We start from the raw sequence: 19,783 nt of genomic DNA, 5'->3' as shown, positions 1-19,783 counted from the left end.
CTTATTCGCCGCCCTCGTGTTGTCTAGACATTTTGGCGCCGCTTCCCATAGCCGGATGTCCGCCATCATGGCCTGAAGGCAGCAGCCAGGGCAAATCCCTATCCTCTCGCTCGCCCCCGCTTTCCCCATCAATCCTCCGCAAATCAGGCGATATTCAGCCGAACGGGCGGCTTTCTCCAGATTTATCGACGCACTGCCGCGCCGGCACCGGAAGTCGGCGCATGGCCTTCGCTTGCACACGTCAAGTTACGTGGTCTAGACTGCTAGACGGTTTCATTGGCGGCTCGAACCCGCTTGCAGTGCAAGTGCACCCATTGCTGACGTTCATCCAACCGGCCGCGCGGGCTTTCTCCGTCGCGCCCACCCATTCAGGGAAAAGTCATGAACCGGATCGTCAAGTTTCTCGTCGCCTCGCTTGCCGCAGCACCGCTCGTCTCGTTTGCCCAGGACACCCCGACGATTCGCTGGGGCATCGATCCCACTTATCCGCCGTTCGAGGCAAAGCAGCCTGACGGCTCGCTCGCCGGCTTCGACATCGATCTGCGCAACGCAATTTGCGCGCAGATCCATGCAAAATGCATATGGGTCGAACAAGGTTTCGACGGCATGATTCCCGCGCTTCAAGCGAAAAAGTTCGATGTGATCATGTCCGCAATGACCGCCACCGACGACCGCCTCAAGCAGATCGACTTCTCGGACAAACTCTATTCGTCGCCGGGCGCGCTCGTCGCGCCGCGTGGCTCCAGGCTGCAACCGACCGTCGCGTCGCTCGTCGGCAAGCGCATCGGCATCGATCAGGGCACGACGCAGGAGGTTTATGCGAAGGCGGAGTGGGCGCCCAAGGGCGTCACGATCGTGACGTACCAGAACCAGGACCAGGTCTATGACGACCTCGTCAATGGCCGCCTCGACGCCACCTTCCAGGATAAAACGCAGGCCGGCTACGCGTTCCTCAATACGCCGCGCGGCAAGGCCTTCACGTTCGCCGGCGGCGATGTGACCGATGCTCGCATCATCGGCCATGGCGTTGCCATGGGGCTGCGCAAAGGCGACACCGATATGAAGAAGCGCCTCGACGGGGCCATCGCCGCCATTCGCGCGGACGGCACCTATCAGAAGATTGCCGCCAAATATTTCGATTTCGATATTTACGGCGCCAAGCAATAAATTTAATTACCGTAAGGGCAATCATGGCCATCAATATTTGTGAACGCGTAGCGCAGGCGGTCACGCCCGAACTCATCGAAGCGTTCCGCACGGACGGCGCCGTATGCATCAAGGGCATTTTTTCGGCGGACGAAATCGAAGCGCTGAAGGCCGGCATCGAGACCAATCTGGCGCATCCGAGCACGCGCTCGAAAGTGGCAAGCCGGCCCGAGGATCCGGGCTGGTTCTTCGAGGACTTCTGCAACTGGGAGCACAACGCCGCGTATCGCGAGTTCATCGCGCGCTCGCCCGCGCCAACGGTCGCGGCGGCGCTGATGGGCGTCGATACGGTCCGGCTCCATCACGACCATCTGCTCGTGAAGGAGCCGGGCACGCAGCAGCGCACGCCGTGGCACCAGGACCAGCCCTATTACAACATCGAAGGCGACGACAACGTCAGCATGTGGATTCCCGTCGATCCGGTCCCGCTCGAATCCACGCTCGAATTCGTCGCGGGCTCGCATCGCGGCCCCTGGCTCATGCCGCGCACGTTCATGGACAAGGAAGCAAAGTGGTTTCCCGAAGGCAGTCTCGCCGATCTTCCGGATATCGAAGCAAATCGCAATGCGTTCCCGATCCGGCGCTGGGCGCTCGAACCCGGCGACATGGTGTGCTTCAGGATGCTGACGCTGCATGCGTCGGGCGGCACGCGCAACAGACGGCGCGCGTTTTCGATCCGCTTCGTCGGCGATGACGTTCGCCACGCGCCACGCCGATGGAAAACCTCGCCGGACTTCCCCGGGCTCGCCGAAGCGCTGCCGGACGGCGCGCCGCTCGTGCATCCGCTGTTCCCTGTCCTGTGGTCGAAAAGCGATGGCCAGGTGAGCACGCTCTGAAATCGCAATGAAACACAGGGGCGGCGGGCAGGTATGTGCCGCCGCTTGTGGTGCCTGCCATTCGCCTGGCGCGAATGCCTGGCGCGAATCAGACCTGATGCCGCGTGGCGCCCGGCTTGAAACGCGAGCCGAGCCGGTAACGGTTGCCCGGGTGCACGAAGCGCGCGAACGTGACCGGCAGCCCGTTCGTCCAGGTCCGGCGCGTGAGCGTCAGGCATGGCTCGTTGGTGCGCATGTCGAGCAAGCGCGCCTCGTCTACAGTGGGCATGGCCGCATCGACGATGTGCTCGATCTCGAGCTCGTAATGCGACACGTTGTTGTACAGATACTCCGACGGCGGCTCCACCTGGAAGTCCTGATCGATGAAACCGGGCGCCGCGACCGGATTCACATACCGCTCCTCCAACTGGATTGGCCGGCCGTTCTCCTCGTGCACGCAGACCACATGAAACACGGGCGCATCGACCGGCAAGCCGAACGCCGCCGCGATTTCGGGCGTCGCATGCCCGCGGGTCTGGCTGATGACGTGACAGCGATATTGATGCCCGCGCGCGTGGATCTCGTCACGCACATGCGCAATCATTAGCAGATTCGATTGTGGTTTTTCCTCGGCCACGAATGTCCCCACGCCAAGGATGCGCTGCAATGCCCCTTCGTCGGTCAATTCGCGCAGCGCCCGATTCACGGTCATTCGCGCGACGCCGAGTTCCGCGGCGAGATCGAGTTCGGAGGGGATTCGCTCCCCGATCTTCCAGTCGCCGGCATGAATACGCTTGCGAACGAGTGCCTTGATCTGCTGGAAAGGCGCGTCGACCTTTTTGATCATCGAGGGTCCTGATGGGCGGGCAGCGAAACTCCAGATTTTATAACGGCGAGGCTAACCCAAGGGTCGCGAACCCGTCGAGCAAGGACTGAAGCCGACGCTCCTGAGCATGCAGGATCCCCGGCGTGCAACGGAGTTCGAGCACGCGTCCTTGCCAATAGTTCGAACCGAAGATCGCCATCGATTTGTCCGCGTTCATCGCGATTTCGAGGTGAGCGATGGCGCTATCCAGATTGTGGACTGTGTAGGGGCTGAGGGGACGCCGCCCAGTCTCTTCTGGTGTTGCTGCTTCTGCTTCAGCTTCTGTTTCTATTTCTGCTTCCGCCTCGTTCCTTGTTTTTACCCTCGCCCGGATGGTCTCCTCGCGCCCTGCCTGCTTGCCCCCGGCCAGGCCCGCCCGAATGGTCTCCTCGTGTGTTGCTCGCTGGCCCCCCACCAGATCCGACTGGATGGTCTCCTCACGCTCTGCCCGCTTTTGCCCCGCCAGGCTTGCGTGCTTGCTGCATTCAGACCCGGGGATCGAGCTCATGGCGCAAGACGATCGAAAGATTTGACGTGCGCATGGCGGTGATCCCCCTCGTCTGATTTGCAACGACTCCATCGTGCGCTTCCCGTGACTCGCGCAATACCGGGCATGCGGGGGGAAAACCGCCTCCAGAAGGCGGCCCCAAAAGGGTCCCCCGCTTTGGGGGGATCGCGCCCCTTGCGATTGCGGGTACCATGGCTAAGGGCCTGTTCACATCAATAACGGGCTTGTGCGGGAGAAGCGCCGATGGACAACCTGTATTTCCGCCATGTACTGCTAGTCGAAGACGAAGGCTTGACGCGCATCGCGATGAAGAGCCTGATCCTCACGTCGGAGCCGACGCTCGACATCGACGAGGCCGGCTCGTACGCCGCCGCCGTCGAGCGGCTGCAAAGCAAGGCTTACGACCTCGTTTTCCTCGACTATCAAATCGGCGGTAATCACACTGGGCTGGACCTGCTGCACTGGTTGCAGGAAAACGAGTGTGCAGCGCACGTGGTGATGCTGTCCGCGCAGGACGATCGCGAGACGGTGCTGGACTGCATCAAGAATGGCGCCGGCGGTTTCATCTCGAAGGCCAGCGAGGAAGGCGGCGCGGTGTTCCGCGAAGCGCTGCAAACGATCCTGAACGGCCGCGTCTACCTGCCCAACAGCGTGCTCGGCAAAGGCGGCCACACCCCGCAGCCACCCGGCCCGAACAAAGGCATTCCCATCGACTCGCTGAACCTGCCGCCGCGCCTTGCGCAAACCTTGAGTTTTCTTTTGCAGGGCATGTCGAACAAGGCCATCGCGCGAAAAATGAATATCACGGAGAACACCGCGAAGGAGTACATCAGCGATCTGCTGAGCCGCTTCAATGTTTCGCGGCGCACTTTTCTGATCGTCGAAATGGCGCGTCGGGGCATCGAGATCCCCACCGTTGCACGCGCTTCCACGTCCTGAACATTACGTCCCGAACACCACGCCCTAAACGCGGGCCGACGCCTCGGTCAATTCGAGCATGCGCGCAATCAGCACGTTCGTGGAGAGCGGCTTGCTGAGCACGCAGCGCTCCGGCAACACGCCCTGCGTGCTGGCCCCGGCTTCCCCCGTCACCACGAGACACGGCACGGGCCGCGAGAAGTGCTCGCCCAGCAGATGGATCACATCGTGCGCGGACGACATCTCCGGCAACCGATAGTCGCTTATGACGAGGTCCGGCACGCGCTCGATCTCCTGCAAGAGTGTTTCGAGCTCGGCCACCGAGCGGACCGAATCGAACAGCACGCCCCATAGCGCAAACAGCGCCTCCATCGACGCGCGCACGAGGCTGTCGTCCTCGACCAGCAACACGTAAAGCCCCCGCAGCGACGACGGTGAAGGCGCCGGCGACAACGCCGGATCCGCGGGCGATATCGCCACATCATGGAGCGCAAAGGGATCGGCCACTGGCATGCGAATCGAGAAGCGCGACCCTCGCCCTTCAATCGATTTCAGTTCGAGACGATGCCCCTCGAGCAACGACACCACCGCATTCACGATCGACAAACCGAGTCCGAGCCCTTTCTCGCGGTCGCGCTCCGGGTTGCCGATTTGCACGAACGGCTGGAAGATGGCATCCCAATGCTCGGGCGCAATGCCTATGCCGTTGTCGATTACGTCGACGCGCACATAATTCGGCATGCGAACCAGACCGACGATCACCGCTGCGCGGCCCGCCTTCGAAGGATCCGCATATTTGATGCCGTTCGCGATGAGGTTGCTCAGCACGCGGGGCATCCAGTCGGCGTCGGTGCGCACCCATGCGGGCTTGTGCGGGGTCTTGCCATAGCGCAGCGCAACGCCGCGATTCCCGGCGACCGCCGCGAGTTGCTCGACGGTCTCTTCAATCACCCGGTTCAGGTCGACGCCCGTATAGCTCGGGTTCACGTGTCCGGATTCGAGCTTCGACAGATCGAGCACGGCGTTGAAGAGCCGCGCCGTGAGCACCGACGCCTTGCGCGCCTCGCCAATCAGTTTGCTCGACGCTTGAACATCGCGCGCTTCCAGCGCTTCGTCGGCCGCGGCCAGAAAGAGGTTCAACGCGTGCATAGGCTGCCGCAGATCATGCGCTGCCGCCGCCAGAAAGCGCGATTTTGCGCGGCTCGCCTGCTCGGCAGCTTCGCGCTGCTGCTCGCGCAAGGCAATCAGCGCTTCCGATTTGGTCTCCTGATCGCGCCGCGCGCGCTCAAGGTCGCGGTGCTTTTGCGCGAGCTCCGCATTCGCGCGTTGCAAGGCTTCGTTACCATGCGCAAGCGCCTGGACGGCGACGTACCGGTCGCGCACATGCCGCTCGGCATTCACATTGACGCTATGGCCGAGGACCGCAACGTTAAGCAAATAGAACATGCCCGCCGCGAAGTTGTCGGGCTCGATTGCGTGCGTAAGCCATTGCGCCACCACGATCACGGCGATCACGCACACGGCCAGCATCAGCGTCGCCTTGGCCCGCAGGCGAAGAAAGCCGAACTGATAGAAAAGAATTAAATAGAAGCCGACAAAAAAATGCGTGAAATTGAACGGCCGTGGCGCGAGAAACGTTTGAATCAACAAGCATAGACACATGCCCGCCAGGCCGCCCAGCAAGATCCAATGCGCGACCGTGTCCCGCTGAAAGTCGAGCCGGAAAGCCAGCACGATGCCGACGCCCGCAACCAGTGCACCTGCGCAGCGAAACGTGAAAATCTCCGCAAAGTACGGCTGGAACACGGCACTGGTTCGCGCCAGGCTGATTTCCCAATAACCGAAACACACCCAGATCAAGGTGCCGAGCACCAGCGCCGCGCGGCGGAAGTCAGCGAAACGCCGGCCATAGTCTTCCGTGAACTCCTGTTCTAGACGCGGGTCGTCGAAACGTGCCGGCCAGCACAGCATATCGACCAGCCATGCACGAATCGCGCCCGGCGCCGAAGAGCGTTTAAGGAAATTCGCTTCCGCCGCCGACTGAAACCTGAATATGTTCATCGCATCTCGCCGGTATGCTCGCTGGTCTCGCGAAGCAAGACAGGATCTATTCATTTTATGAAAAATCGATGCACTTCGGCACCGGATTAGCCGCAGCATTGGCATTTGCGGGACTTTCTGCCTAAGCTATTTTGACTGATGGCCACGAGCGTTGAGTACCCAGGGAGACCTCCATTGCTAGCCAATGCCCTGCATCGTTCGCTAATCTCGCTACTCCACGTTGAGCGAAGATTCGATCCGTTTTTTCGGCCTTTTCTCGACACTTTGGCCCAGGAGCCCATTGCCGGCCTGGTGCAGGCGGCCATCAATGCGCAAAGGCCCAACGACAATCTCGCGCTGGCGCAGGAACTTGCGCTGCCGGACGAGCATGCGATCGTCCAGCAGATCATCGAGCGCATGGGCGCATATATGCGCGAGCAATACCAGCCCGGAACGTTCCAGCGGGCCGGCAACACGAAAACACACGGCGTGCTGCGCGCCGAATTCCAGGTGCACGGCGATATTCCGCCCAATCTGCGCCATGGCATTTTCAGCGCGCCGCGCAGCTATCCGGCCTGGGTGCGGCTGGCCGGACCGGGACCCGACAGCCCGCCCGATATCGAGGATGTGGGTGTGCTGAGCATCGGCATCAAGGTGATGCGGGTTCCCGGCCCGAAGCTCCTCGACGACGAGCGCTTCACCCAGGATTTCACCGGCATCAGCACTCCCACGTTCACCACGCCGAACATTATCGAGAATGCCAAGCTTCAGGCGGCCGTCCTGCGCCGCACGCCGCTTTTCTACTTCATCAATCCGTTCGACTCCCACCTGCTGGACGGCGTCATGCAGGGCCTGTGGGCGCGCACGCAATCGAGCCCGCTGCAGACCAGCTATTGGAGTTGCGTACCGTACCTGCTGGGCGCTGGCCAGGCGGTTCAATACGCGTTCCGCCCCAGGTCCCGCGAAACCAGCGCCATTCCAGGCTTGCCGGGGCGCCCCAACGATAACTACCTGCGCGAGGCGATGATCCGGACACTCGCCGAGCGCCCGGTCGACTTCGACGTCTTCGTGCAGGTGCAAACCGATCCCCACCGCATGCCGATCGAGAATGCGTCGGTGCGCTGGCCCGAGCACCTTTCAACGCCCATACGCATCGCGACACTGCATTTTCCGGAGCAGCAGTTTGCATCGCCGGCTCAGCTCGCGTTTGCCGGCCAGTTGTCGATCAATCCGTGGCATTGCCTTGCCGAACATCGGCCACTAGGCAATCAAAATCGCGCGCGCCTTGCGATATACAAAACACTTTCGGCTTTGCGTCAATCGATGAACAGCACGCCTCACGTCGAGCCGACCGGCGACGAAGTATTCGAGTGATTCAGCGTCACCAGAAAGCGCAGCGCCCGAAGGCCCGGCATGAAAAAATATGCACCGCCCACGACCGAAACGAATTGTGGCAATCCCGTGAGCTGGCACGCCGCGCCTGCGGCTTGAGGGAGGCTGAAGCGATCCGTTTCGCTACCGTCACTGAGCGGCTGCCGCTCGCCAATCAGCGGATCGCGCTCCGCCGCGAGCCCATTGAATTTTGCGCCAGTAATCCATGCGCCTTGAATAAATTCGAACTGACGCGAGATATTCGCGCCGAGGCAAATAAAGTGCAGTCCGGTCTCGACCGTTTCGCCTTGATCGGCAATCGCGGCCTCGGGCGGCAGGCTCTGGCCATATTCGCGGCCGCGCCGCAGCATGCGGTGGAAGCGGCTCGACGCAACCAGATCGCCACGCAAGGCGGCCGCGTCGAAACCCAGCGTGGTCAGCAGGCGCGCAAGCACGCTGACTTTGCCACCGTCGCCGCTGGCGTCCGGCGAATCGCCATTGCGAGGATTGGCGCGCCGCACGTGAGCGCCGAATGGACACCGCAGCCCATCCGGGTCCCCCGCATAGGTAAATGCATTGAGTTGCTCGCGGCCCGCCTTCGTGCCGGGATCGGGTGCCGACGCCGGTGCGCCGTCGACGCGCGATACGAGCGACACGCCTGCCATCGTCCTCCCGACCATCGCTTCGGCCATCGCCTTGCGTGCGGCGGGATCTCCGTTCGCGCGAGCGTCATGAAATCGCCAGAAACCCTGCACATCCTGACGCAATTGCCGCAACACCAGGTACGATCCATTGCGCCCCAGATCCCGTTTGCCCGGTGCATCCGCAGCCGATGCGAGCAGGTCATGCGGATCATCGGCGGGATCAACCAAAGGACGCTCGGTGAAACGCCCATATTCGTTCGGGTACCCAAGCAGGAATTCGCCCAGTTCGATGAGGTTCGAATACCCGGGCTGGGTATGATCGTGCGAGGGCAAGCCCAGTTGCCAATCGAGTTGCGGCTGGCTGATGCCATCGGCAAAACCGAACGGCTCGACGCCTTTCATGTCTGCAGTCGGCAAAACGGCTTCCACCGAGAAAGCAGTGGCCCATTCCGGCCCTGTCACCGCCTGCGTCCATTCGGCGAGCCGTCCCGGAGCCGCGTACAGCAGCACCACCATATGCGGCGCCGCCGTTCCGCCCCATTTCCAGTGTTCTGGCGCATTCGGTCCAACATCACCAAGCCTTCTGGAGCGATTCGCATCCGCACTCATGCCGCCAATGAATTCGGAAGAAAACTGTTCGATCATCTGCTGCGGAACACCGAGCGCGCGCAAGCCATCGCTCGTCAACGCCACCTGCAGAACTTCCTGAACCGACTTCGCGGCAAGCGCCGCGCTCGTCACCGGCGCACTCGACAGCCAACGCCTGGCGGCCTGCGCGTCCGCGATGCGCAGCACGTAAAAGCAGGCTTCGGTCAGGCGCGCATACGCATGCCGCACGAGGCCTTGTATATCGTCCAGATCGACTGCCACGGCAGGTCTCCCGTATCGATTTTCACAGTAGCTTCAGCCATTCCCGCACCTGCTCGTCCGTTGCCCTTGACGCTTCCAGGCCTTCGCGAATGCGTGTGTTGGTGGCGAGATCGAACGCAGTCAGGCCCGGATAGGCCTTGTACCAGACATCCGTAGGCAATTCGTGCCGCCGCAGATAGTTCTTGAAATGCTGCTCGTTGCGCGCCCCCTCGACGACGAGCCAACTCGTGCGCGGATAACCCACCCCATTGCTGAAGACCAGATTCAAGCCCCATGCCACCTTGTTGATGAAATCGTCCATGTAGCTGTCGAGGCTTCCGTCGTAGTTGCTTGCGAACATCAAGCGCTGTTTATCGTCGAGCAGCACCCAACGCGCGAAATGAATGGTCTGCACGCGGGTTAAATGGCCGCGGTTGTAGATATGGCGGCACGAATAATCGAGAAGCAGAAGCAGGACGATCACCGCATAGCGCCTGAAGCGTCCGGGCTTCACGCTGCCTAGCGCCGTGAATTGATTGGTGACGTCGTAGTCTTCCAGCACCCTGAGTTTCGCGAGTTGCGCCTCAGGTGGCCGGTAAACAACTTCCGGATCGGTTGTTTCGAGGCGGCGCAATTTCCACGCGAGAAACGGCAACGCCACGATCATCAGCGGCAGCGCGGCGAGCAGCACCAACGGCACCCACACAGCGTGAAGCCATTCACGAATTTGCCAACCCAGCGGTGTCGGTTCGGGTTCAGTCAGGCTGAGACGCCCGGCATTTCGTTGCGCATCGACCAGCTCGCGCAGATGCTTGCGGATGGACTGCGGATCGCCATTCGCACCTCCATCGACGTCGCGAGGAACGTTGGCGGACAGGAAATGCCGCAACGCGCGTTCCTCCACGATCTGCCGGACCGAACGGCCGATCCAGTTGACGTAGGCGGCCGCAGCCGGCTTATCGTGTGCGAGCATCCACGCGCCAAGGTCGCTACCGGAATCGAATCCTTCGCAATGCGAAAATATCGCGCACAGTCCCTCACCGGCCCGACGCGCAAGATCAACGATAAAGGTCCGCTTCGAACCATCGCAATCGCCAAGGAACGCCAGATACACCGGAAAATCAGCAGGCTTGACGCCGTACCGTGCAATATCGCCGGCAGTCACGTCTTCCAGAATCACGAAGCGGGCGAAATGCAGACGATCGAACCTGCCGAACGGAACCAGCGTGTTGTCCGGATCGACACTGCCGGGGCGGTGGTTCATCGTCGCCAGAAGCGCTCTCAATGCTGCCGCCTTACCAGGCAGCAACGGTGCGACCACCATAAAGCTCGATTGCGGGGTCACGGCGGGCCGTCCTTTAAAACTCGAGACTAAAGCAGATCAAGCGGCTTTTGTCCCAGTACACCAATCCAAGGTAGACACCCGGTGCAATCAGGCGAATTTCGTCGCGTATCCAATGAGCCACGATCGACGTCTTGCTATAGTCCAGGACGATGCACTCGTTACCGTCGAACCAGCTTTCGCCCTTATAGACAGTTGCCTGGATGGCGTCGATGCCGAATGGGGAGATCTTGTTTTTCAGGATCCCATTCTGCGAATCAAACACTTTTCCTTGCCACGCGAAGACCTTCACCAGGTTGGCGGCGGCGTCGCTGATCACGGTTCCCGGCGCAACGATCGCCGTTCCCCTGGCTTCTCCGTCCGGAATGTCGCCGGCCGGGCTGTTGCGGAACAGATCATCCAGTTCGGCCTGGCTCATGGACAGAAGCTTGCTGGTGTCGTACGCCATCTTTCACCTCCGATAAGTTACGTCTGACTCGTTGCATCCTTCAAAATCATGTCCGCCGCTTTTTCCGCAACCATGTAGACCGCGCTGGCCGGAAAGAAGCCTGGAATCTTCGGAAACACAGACGCGTCCACCACCCGCAGGCGGCGCACTCCGTGAACGGAGAGCGTGCTGTCGAGCACGCCTCCTGCCCCCGGATCGCCCATCGCGCAGGTGCACGATGCATGATGGCCCCATGCGTTGTCGCGCACGTAATCGGCAATCGCCGTGTCGCTCTGCACCTCTGGACCGGGCAGTTGCTCTTGCGCAATCAAGCCGCGCTCGGCAAGCGGCGCTGCCAATCCGCGCACGAATTTGATTGCCTCGACGACTGAATGCATATCGTCCCCGGAAGCATCGCTGCCTTCCTCGAAATAGTGGAAATCGATAAGCGGCATATCGAGCGGATCCGCGGAGCGCAGGCGCACCGTCCCGGCATCGTTGCGGGTGTGTGCCTTGAGTATGGTCCAAGACAGGAAATCGTTGTGCTGGGCAAAGCCTGTTGAAAATCCCGGGAAATAGCCGATGAAACGCTCGATGAGCGCCATGCAGAAAATGTCCGGAGGCAGCGAGCGCGCCTTCGTCGATCGACGCGCAATGGCGACCGCTGCGCCGTTGGTGATATAAACGCCTTCTCGCAGATCGGACCACGCCCGATAAGCCGGATCGTCGGTCGTGAACGCCGCACCCTTGAGCACTTCCCATGGTTGCGCCATGCGGCTGATCACGGCAATCTCATAGCGGTCCTGCAGATTACTTCCAACCCCTTCGAGATCGACTCGCACCGGAATGCCATGCGCCCTCAAATGCTCTGCCGGACCAATGCCCGACAGCAACAATAGTTGAGGCGTATTGAACGCGCCGCCCGCCAGAATCACCTCGCGACGCGCACGCACTTCACAGCGCACGCCCCGCTCGGCGCTGCATTCAGGATGCGCTTTATACAGACGCGCGCCCTTCAGATATTCGACGCCAACCGCTGCGCCATTCTCGTCGAACAACACCCGCGTGGCGAGCGAGTCGAGCGAAATTTTCAGGCGAGACGGAAACCGCTCCGCCACGTCGAGCACACGCTCACGCACGCCATGCCGTGCATGGTCGCGCGTGCTGAGCGGCGTATAGCACACGCCGCGGAAACAGCGCCTGCCCCAGAGCCGCGAATTCGGATCGCCCTGCCAGCGAATCAGGCCGAGCAGCGCGTGCAGGCGCTTCGGGATACTGCGCGCGGTGAGTTCCATCGCGCCGAAGACCACTCGCATCAGGTGGTCGTCGGCGAGCGCCTTCTTCGGCGTTGCATGTTCGGTGGTCAGCCAGCCGTCAAAGCCATGCGCGGTCGGGTTGATGCCAAACCGGCGCGCGAGCGCCCAAAGCGGACGGTGGCGGCATTGCTCGAGCTTCTTGCCATACCGGCGCATGGCGGAGGCTCGCCACGACCGGTCGCCGGTCAATTGCGCGATGCCGTCCCAGTCCGAGTCATGCGGATACACGAAGATCATCGCGTTGTGCGCGGTGCACCCGCCCACCGTCGCGGCGCGAGGATACAGCACGCCTTCGGGCGTGCATTTCGGATCGCGCTGCTGCTGGGCATCGGAAGCATAATGACGCACGAAGAAGTTCCAGCTCATTGCCGGATTCTCCGAGGCGCATGCATGGAAGGCCGGCACGTGGTAGTCCGCGGGCATCCGGTCCGCCCCGCTCGCTGGCGCATCGCCTCCGGCCTCGATCAGAAACACCCGCATGCCCGCCTCCGCAAGCCGCGCGGCGAGCGTGCCGCCCCCCGCGCCGGAACCCACAATCACGTAATCCCATACCTCATCGTCTGGAGTGGACATAGCCTGTGGACCGTCGAAGCCTCTTGCTCAAAACGTCTTCAGAAACGCGATCAATGCGCGCTTGTCGTCGTCGCTCAGGACCGGCTCCTTGCCGAACGAACGCTCGTCGGCAGTCAGCCCGTTCTGGTCGTTGAACTCGGAAGTGCCGAAGTAGTGGCCGCGATTGACGATGAAGTCAGGACACTTGCTGAGCGCCAGCATCGGCTTCTCAAGGCCCGCATATTTCTTGAGCAACGCCTCGTCGGTCGCGTTGTCCGGCATCGTCAGCAGATTCTTTCCGAGCTTGAATAGCAAGTTCGTCAGTTCTCCGATGTGCTGTCCGATGACCACCGGATCGCTGCTTTCAGGCAGAGGCCGGATGTTGGCCAGCAAGTTGACCGGAACCTGTGACGGCACCGGACCAAGCGCGAGATCGCCGCTTTTCGGATCGAACAATTTCGGGTCGATCCTTTGCAAGGTCGACTGCAGCGACGCAGGCAAATAGCCCTTCGGTATCGTGATCTGGCTGCGCACCGTCGTCCGGTCGATGAGCCCCGGCACCTTGTTGCCCAGCACTGCATCGTGCTGCCGCTTCTCGGGCCACAGCATCTGTTCGATCGATGCGTCGAACACCTTCATGCGGCTCGCAACCGACGGATCGCCATCGAACCTCTCCGGCCCGACCGAGTTGTTGAGCAGGAACGGCGCCGTCGACCAGATGCTGATCAGCGAAGGCACCCGCGTATAGCCACGGCCGCCGGCGGGCATGGGGTATTGCCACGGATTGCCGGAGAACGGATCGTTGAGCGTGACCGACCCGACCGAAGGCAGCGTCTTGTACGACTCCGAGGAAAAATTGTCCCAGATGTTTCCACGAATCGCGTTGGTCGCAAGCGGACTGCAGATGTTGGTTCGCAATAGCGTCACCGGAATCCGCGCATCGCTCGACAGATAGTTTCCGTCGAGGAAATCCGGCGCATTGACGACCTTGCGCATTTGCGTCTTGTAATCGTCCGTTTGCGTCCATTTCCAGTAGCGCTTGAAACATGCCATATAGTTCGGCCCGTTGCAGTCGTGCAAATTCAGACTGGCCGGCACCGGCGGCGCTTTGCTCGAGTGGCAGCGCGCGCAGGTATCCGCGAACACGTTCTTGCCGCGCTGGAGCATCGCCGCGCCATCGGTGGCGGACGCGTCGGCGAGGTATTGCTTGCCTCCTGGCGCATCGCTCAAATGATCGGGCTGCGATGCCGCAATCAGGTACAGCGCCATATTGACCGTGCCCGTTTCCGTCACTTGCCAGTAAGTCGAGTTCTTTCGCGCCACGGCAATCTGAATGGGCGAGATGGGCTTGCCGCCGAAAACCGGATTGAAATGCAGCAGCCATTCTTCGCTGAACAGCCCGATGTTCAGATACACGCGATTGAGCGCGCCCAGCACGCCTACCGAATCCGCGCCATCCTTGAGAACGCGCGGCGTCCACACGGTGTTGGGTGCTTTGAAGAATTGTGCAAGCGGTCCGTCCGACACGAAATCGTTGAGTTGTTTGTTATCGAGTTCCCCGCCTGCCAGCTTTTCCTTGCCGATCTTGAGCGCCATTCCCAACCGGGCGTGAAGGTCGTAAAGCGCATTCATCGTTCGGGGGTTGTTGATGTTGTCCGTGGACACGAGCGACGTATCCATCGTTCCCGGCCGCCACGTGTGCGTGAGCTGATACATGAAGTTTTGCTGCCCTTCAGGCTTTGCAGCGTTATGGATGAAGAGCCGATCCACCCACATGTACTGCGCCCCCACCGTGCCGCTCAGATCGGCCCATTGCGGATGCTCGGGATCCGCGCTCGGATGAACCGGGCTCGGGCCGATATGGCAAAACGCGCATGTCATTCCCACGCGGTAAGGACGAACGAGATTGGGATTGTTGTAATACGCGGGGTCCTCATAGTAGCGGCGCGCGTCCCATGCTTTTTCGGCCTTCTCGTCGAAATCCGGATTGGGGAACAGACGCAGGCCGACAATTCCCGTTGCATAGCCATATAACGAACCGACCGGCAGTGTTTTGCCGTCACTAAACGTCATGCCCCGCGCACCGGTCTTTACGCCCGGATATTTCTCTTCATTTTCGAACGGATCCTTCGGACACTTGTCGCTAACGATGCGTCGATCGAGCCACAAACCAAAGCGTTGCGGATCGGGGGCCGATGCTTTCTCGAAGCAGGGCTCGTTGATCACCCCGAGATAGCGCCAGCGGTCGTCTCGCGAATGCCCCTGGCCTGGATAAGAGCTGATCGACTTGATAATGTCGAACGCACCGAATGTGTCCTTCGTCATTCTGTCCCAGAAGCGGTCGTTGCCCCCGCTCCAGACGAGCCACATGTTGCGCCCTTTGACCTCTTCCGGACTCAGGGCGATACCCCGGTCCATGTCCTTGAAGTAGTCCTCGTCCGCTTGAGGAAACGACGCGGCATCGCGGCCAGCCTGTTTGGCTTCGTCTTGCACGTAGCCGGATTGGGGTGCCGCACTCGCGCCCATGTTGAATACCCCGACGAGGACAAGTAACCATACATGTAATTGTCGTTGCCGATTCACGGTCGCCTCCTGTTCTGATGTTCTCGCCGGAATTCACATTCGTGCGTCATTGCAAGCCGCCATTACGCGCCATAACGGCATGTATAGGAACCCTAGGAATCACCTGGGCCGAAGTCAAGCACCCTCGCCAATTCGCCCGCCAACGTTTCCCACGCCTCCAGATCGACGAAATGGCCGACGCCTTCGAGCGGCCTCCAATCACCGTTGCATCCCGCATCACCGAAGCTCTTGCGCGCGACGAGCGCAGGCAACGCGCCGTCCTTCATGCCCCAGATCACGGTAACGGGCACGCTGATAGGCGTGGCATAGAGCCCATACAGCTTTCTGTGCCGCTCCGGCAAAAGAATGGTCAAGACGATCTGCCGATAATATTCAATCGGTCCATGCATATCGGCTGCGTTCGCAAAACGGCCGACGAGTTCATCGACGAGCCCGACGTCCATCGTTCCGGGTTGGCCCTGCCTGATCAGGAAGGTCCATTTCAAAAGCTTTCTGCCAATCGCCGTGGTCATGAACCACTCGGGAAACCATGGAATCTGGAAGAACGGCACCCACGGAATACGAAACGGTTGCCAGTCATCGCATGTCACCACCGCGCGCACCAGGGTTCGAGGGTGAGTGCAGTTGACGACAACCAACTTGCTTATCAAGCTCGAATATCGATGTGCGAATATCCACCCCAACGCACCGCCCCAGTCATGCGAAACAAGCACACATTGGCGAATGTCCAAAACTTCTATCAAGGCCTTGATGTCGTCGGTCAGCGTAAAAACGTCGTAGCCGTTTTTCGGATAGCTCGAACCCGGATACCCACGAAGATCGGGCGCGTAGATTCGCGATTGCGGCAACAGATGCATGATGTGACGCCAACTCACCCATCCTTCCGGAAATCCATGAATGCACAGAACCGGCGCGGCATTGTCCGGGCCCGATACGGCCACATGAAAAGTGACGCCATTTGCCTCGACAAGCCGATGAACAATGTCCGTGGCCATGATTCAGCACTCGCTCAAGCCCGCTCCGCCGGCCTGCAAATCCGCGGAGCGTTGCAAACGACCAGCCAGCATGGAACCGTCCTCGAGGGGCTTCTCGAGCAGGTGACGTCCGATCAGGTAACCGAGTTTCCGGTAGCTTTCGAACTGCGCCTCGTTGAACCATTGATCGACCGTGGACTGCTGCGGGAATGCAGGCTCGACAATGGCGTAGTTGCGCAGATCCGAAGCGCACGCGTAAATCTCCCGCGTCAATGTCGGCTTGATCAGAATGAGCTTTCCTTCGAACGCCGCCGCGTCAGGCGCGCTTCCCTCGAGGCACGGATAACGGATCACGCCTTCTACCACGTGGTTCGCGCTGAACGGCGGGGGACTGTCGCTGGATTCGCGCCGCAACGGATCGACATCAATGACGATGTCCACGCCGAAATCAGCCGAGCACTTGCGTATGGCATCCGCAAGGTCGTCGAACTGCAAGGGTGCGTCCTCGCCGCAATCACAAAGAACGATGAGGCTGACACGCCGCCGGACGAGTTCGTAAATGCCCAGATTGTCGAAGTGCCCGCCATCGGACAGATAGACGTAGCGCGACGTGCTATCGGCAGCGCCAAAGAGCTCATTGAGGTACAGCGCTCCACCGAACTCGGGGCTCGAGCGCTTCGGCACATTGGGCGACGCAGGATTCGGGCACCAGCGCCCAAGCCGCACATTGAACAGCGTGAGCAGGAACGCGACGCCCGGATCGGTGTGGAAGCCGGAATTCGGGCTGACCGCAGCGCCCGAGACCGCGACGGCGCCGCCCAGCATCGGGCCGATATCATCCAGTGGCCCGAAGGTGTGCTTGCCTCGCATGTATTGCGCGGTCTTCATGAAGCTCTTTCTGGAATGGTCGGGCTCCATCGTGCGGGGCAAGCGGAACCCGCAATAGAGTGGCGAGAAGAAGAACGATGCGGCCTTACGTTGTTGCCAGGCAAGATTCTCGCCGGACGTCATGTTCAACGTCGTGTTGATGATGTGATATGGGCGCTGGGCAAAGTTGCGTTTCTCGTTGGCTGCAAGATGACTGAGAGGAACATCGTCATCGAGATCGAAACCGGTGAAGGGATGCGGATGCCGCTTTCCCAGCACCGCGCGTGATGCGCCTAGATAGCATCGCGTCAATCGATTTCGATAGAAATTAAAGAGCGAGAACAGATTGATATCGACGCGCCAGGCCAGGATGAATCCAGCCACAATAAAGGAGAAGAACACCACCAGCACGGTATTGAACTTGACCCCGCCAACCTCGACTTGATGCACCGACTGTCTCGACAATTGAGTCGATACCTCGGCCACCGCTTGCGCGAAATCCGGTTTGGGAGCGTGCGCCGCCGGGGATTCGTCCGCTGTGTGCGGAACCGCCACACGGGTTGCAGCCGTGTCAACCGGAAGCGCCCGGTACTCGCCATACGAGAGGATCACGGTCAATCCGATAATGAACACATACGGCACGATCACAAGTCCGAGTTCCCTGCATGACTTACTCGACCCGTCCGTCTTTTTCGATGAACCGGTGACCACGCCCCAGAGCGACGCAAAAAGCCATGCCGGTCCACCAAGGTAGGTCAACCACGCGTCACCCCACAACACCAGCGCCGAGCCGTAGATTCCAGCAGTCAGGATTCCGCCACCGCCGACCGTGACCGCGAGCAGCCAACCGCCATAACGGGCCCACCATTCCTGTACGTCGTAATCGAAGATACGCCCGACCAGGCCCAGATGCAGCACGATGGTCAAGGCAAACACCTGGAGAATCATGAATGGCGCAATGGATACGGCAAACCATAATGCTTGCTCATGCCCATGCGCATGAACCATCGCGCGTATTCCCTGATGCATGAGTGACAGCAGCACACCACCCGTCGCACCCGCCAATGATCCGGCGATCACGATGGCGATGCGCTTCGGCAATGGCACTACGCGCCCCCTTCGGCAATGAATCTTCTGGACGCCCGCGTGTTGAGCCTGGCCCGGGGCCGGATACCGATCCTGTGCAGGCAGCACCAATGCGACAGCCGCGTAGAACAGCGTGAAGAAGACGACCCAGCCGCCCATACCCCAGCCTGCAACAAGGCCGCCGCTATTCACCATTTCGATGCCCATGAGAAATGCCGCGAGAACGCCAGGCAGAATCACGTAGATCAAAACAAACGCGGTCTTTGCACACGGACTCGTTTGATCGGCGCGCAGATTGAGCACTATTCCGGCAACGCTCAACGAAAGCAACACCAAACCCAAAGTCCCGGGAAGCCACAGACAGAAGGCGCACTGAAGCAGCGCCTGCGCAGCGAGGAACACCACTCGCGGCGAAGACAGCACCACCACGATCGACGCCAGAAAGATCGCCTGAATCAAGACAAGATTGCGAACGTATGCCGAGATCGCGGCCAGCGTGTCGGTGCTCAACAAGCCAACCCGTGGTGTCAGGTAATTGCTGTATTCGCGCAGAAAGCCAATCGACGCGTCTTCCTTCGATTTTGGCGGACCGCCCGGCGAGGTATTGGGACTCAGCACCGACTCGAGATCCGCCACGTTCCCATTGGGAAAGCGATGAAGCATTTGTGCAGACAGCCAACTGCCGATGTAACCGCCGCCAGAGACCGTGGAAAGATAGTCGAACTCGCGCAACACCTTGCCTTCGCAAAACGCCTGGATCACGCCAAGGCTAAAGGTCGCGCTCCGTATGCCGCCTCCGGACAGCGCCAAACCCTTCAGGTCAAGTCGCTCGCTTCGCCGCAATGCATCGGCTTCACTGCCGGGAGCGCCGGGACTGGCTGGAGAACCGCGGTCAATGGGATCGATTTGGCCTTTGCGCGCCTTCACGATTTCGTTGAGTTCTTCATGAAGCACTTGCGCAAAATCGTGGGCGACGCGTTGCCCTCTCGACCCCGCCGAATTCTTCACTTGGTTTTCCCCGGTGGACGGCGCGTTCATGGCGCTCCAAGGCAGAATTGAATTCTGATGCGACGTGATGATTAGAAACAATAGGTCGGTGTCTCACGCCGTTTCTGATTTAGCGAATTGGCCTGAATATCGCCTTCCTTCGATGCAACAGTAGTACGGAATTTTCGGGCGAACAACCCTGCTTTCCCATCCCGTCTTTCGGGGGGATAAGAAGGATGTGGGGACGCAGGAGGAGGGGTATGTAACGGTGAGCTTCTCGACCAGATGTGATTGAACGAATTCAAACAATAATTAGCGTTTGCATTACAAAACAAAAAACCCAGCTCTAAAGGCTGGGTTTGTCGTTATAAGGATCGCGAAAGAAGTGATGCTACCTGGCTTCTGGTTTGCAGGCATTCTCGTCGTTGACGCG

General features: G+C 60.4%; 14 protein-coding genes. 4 read left to right on the top strand and 10 right to left on the bottom strand.

Annotation, left to right across the window (positions count from 1 at the left end):
- The first annotated feature begins 381 nt into the window (after positions 1-381).
- Both P5W98_RS31605 and P5W98_RS31600 read left to right on the top strand, forming a co-directional pair.
- Positions 382-1,167, top strand: a complete 786-nt coding sequence (locus tag P5W98_RS31605; RefSeq protein ID WP_421028366.1) for an ABC transporter substrate-binding protein — start codon at positions 382-384, stop codon at positions 1,165-1,167.
- A gap of 23 nt (positions 1,168-1,190) precedes the next feature.
- Positions 1,191-2,042 carry a phytanoyl-CoA dioxygenase family protein gene (locus P5W98_RS31600; protein WP_421028365.1) on the top strand — a complete coding sequence of 284 codons (852 nt, stop codon included), beginning with the start codon at positions 1,191-1,193 and terminating at the stop codon, positions 2,040-2,042.
- Positions 2,043-2,130: 88 nt separating this feature from the next.
- Here the strand turns inward: P5W98_RS31600 and hutC are convergent, their stop codons facing one another.
- Together hutC and P5W98_RS31590 are read right to left on the bottom strand one after the other, a co-directional pair.
- Positions 2,131-2,868: a histidine utilization repressor gene (gene hutC, locus P5W98_RS31595; RefSeq protein ID WP_421028364.1), complete on the bottom strand. Its 738-nt coding sequence runs from the start codon at positions 2,866-2,868 to the stop codon at positions 2,131-2,133.
- Positions 2,869-2,905: 37 nt separating this feature from the next.
- Positions 2,906-3,394 carry a hypothetical protein gene (locus P5W98_RS31590; protein ID WP_421028363.1) on the bottom strand — a complete coding sequence of 163 codons (489 nt, stop codon included), beginning with the start codon at positions 3,392-3,394 and terminating at the stop codon, positions 2,906-2,908.
- A 243-nt stretch (positions 3,395-3,637) separates the two neighbouring features.
- Here P5W98_RS31590 and P5W98_RS31585 point away from each other — a divergent pair, with 243 nt between their 5' ends.
- Positions 3,638-4,333: a response regulator gene (locus tag P5W98_RS31585; protein ID WP_421028362.1), complete on the top strand. Its 696-nt coding sequence runs from the start codon at positions 3,638-3,640 to the stop codon at positions 4,331-4,333.
- A 24-nt stretch (positions 4,334-4,357) separates the two neighbouring features.
- On the opposite strand, the gene P5W98_RS31580 is transcribed toward P5W98_RS31585, so the two are convergent.
- Positions 4,358-6,373, bottom strand: a complete 2,016-nt coding sequence (locus tag P5W98_RS31580) for an ATP-binding response regulator (RefSeq protein WP_421028361.1) — start codon at positions 6,371-6,373, stop codon at positions 4,358-4,360.
- A gap of 138 nt (positions 6,374-6,511) precedes the next feature.
- On the opposite strand from P5W98_RS31580, the gene P5W98_RS31575 reads away from it, so the two are divergent.
- On the top strand, positions 6,512-7,726 hold the full coding sequence (locus P5W98_RS31575) for a catalase family protein (protein WP_421028360.1): 1,215 nt from the start codon (positions 6,512-6,514) through the stop codon (positions 7,724-7,726).
- On the opposite strand, the gene P5W98_RS31570 is transcribed toward P5W98_RS31575, so the two are convergent.
- The 7 genes from P5W98_RS31570 to P5W98_RS31540 all read right to left on the bottom strand — a co-directional run bounded on the left by P5W98_RS31570 (position 7,690) and on the right by P5W98_RS31540 (position 19,401).
- Positions 7,690-9,237, bottom strand: coding sequence for a Dyp-type peroxidase (locus tag P5W98_RS31570; RefSeq protein WP_421028359.1), 1,548 nt, complete (start codon positions 9,235-9,237; stop codon positions 7,690-7,692). The two genes, P5W98_RS31575 and P5W98_RS31570, sit on opposite strands and share 37 nt — an antisense overlap.
- Positions 9,238-9,259: 22 nt before the next feature.
- Positions 9,260-10,561, bottom strand: a complete 1,302-nt coding sequence (locus P5W98_RS31565) for a hypothetical protein (RefSeq protein ID WP_421028358.1) — start codon at positions 10,559-10,561, stop codon at positions 9,260-9,262.
- A gap of 13 nt (positions 10,562-10,574) precedes the next feature.
- Positions 10,575-11,006 (bottom strand): hypothetical protein, encoded by a 432-nt coding sequence (locus P5W98_RS31560; RefSeq protein ID WP_421028357.1) that lies wholly within the window; start codon positions 11,004-11,006, stop codon positions 10,575-10,577.
- Between the two features lie 17 nt (positions 11,007-11,023).
- Positions 11,024-12,874, bottom strand: a complete 1,851-nt coding sequence (locus tag P5W98_RS31555) for a GMC family oxidoreductase (RefSeq protein WP_421028356.1) — start codon at positions 12,872-12,874, stop codon at positions 11,024-11,026.
- 27 nt (positions 12,875-12,901) lie between these two features.
- Positions 12,902-15,436 carry a hypothetical protein gene (locus tag P5W98_RS31550; protein ID WP_421028355.1) on the bottom strand — a complete coding sequence of 845 codons (2,535 nt, stop codon included), beginning with the start codon at positions 15,434-15,436 and terminating at the stop codon, positions 12,902-12,904.
- Positions 15,437-15,528: 92 nt separating this feature from the next.
- Positions 15,529-16,431 carry an alpha/beta fold hydrolase gene (locus P5W98_RS31545; RefSeq protein ID WP_421028354.1) on the bottom strand — a complete coding sequence of 301 codons (903 nt, stop codon included), beginning with the start codon at positions 16,429-16,431 and terminating at the stop codon, positions 15,529-15,531.
- A gap of 3 nt (positions 16,432-16,434) precedes the next feature.
- Entirely contained in the window at positions 16,435-19,401 is a 2,967-nt protein-coding gene (locus P5W98_RS31540; protein ID WP_421028353.1) for a patatin-like phospholipase family protein, read from the bottom strand.
- Between the last annotated feature and the right edge of the window lie 382 nt (positions 19,402-19,783).

The sequence above is a fragment of the Paraburkholderia sp. A1BS-2L genome (assembly GCF_051125205.1).
Taxonomy (GTDB): domain Bacteria; phylum Pseudomonadota; class Gammaproteobacteria; order Burkholderiales; family Burkholderiaceae; genus Paraburkholderia.
The sequence above is the reverse complement of the archived record's forward strand: the minus strand, read 5'-3'. Positions and strand labels throughout refer to the sequence as shown.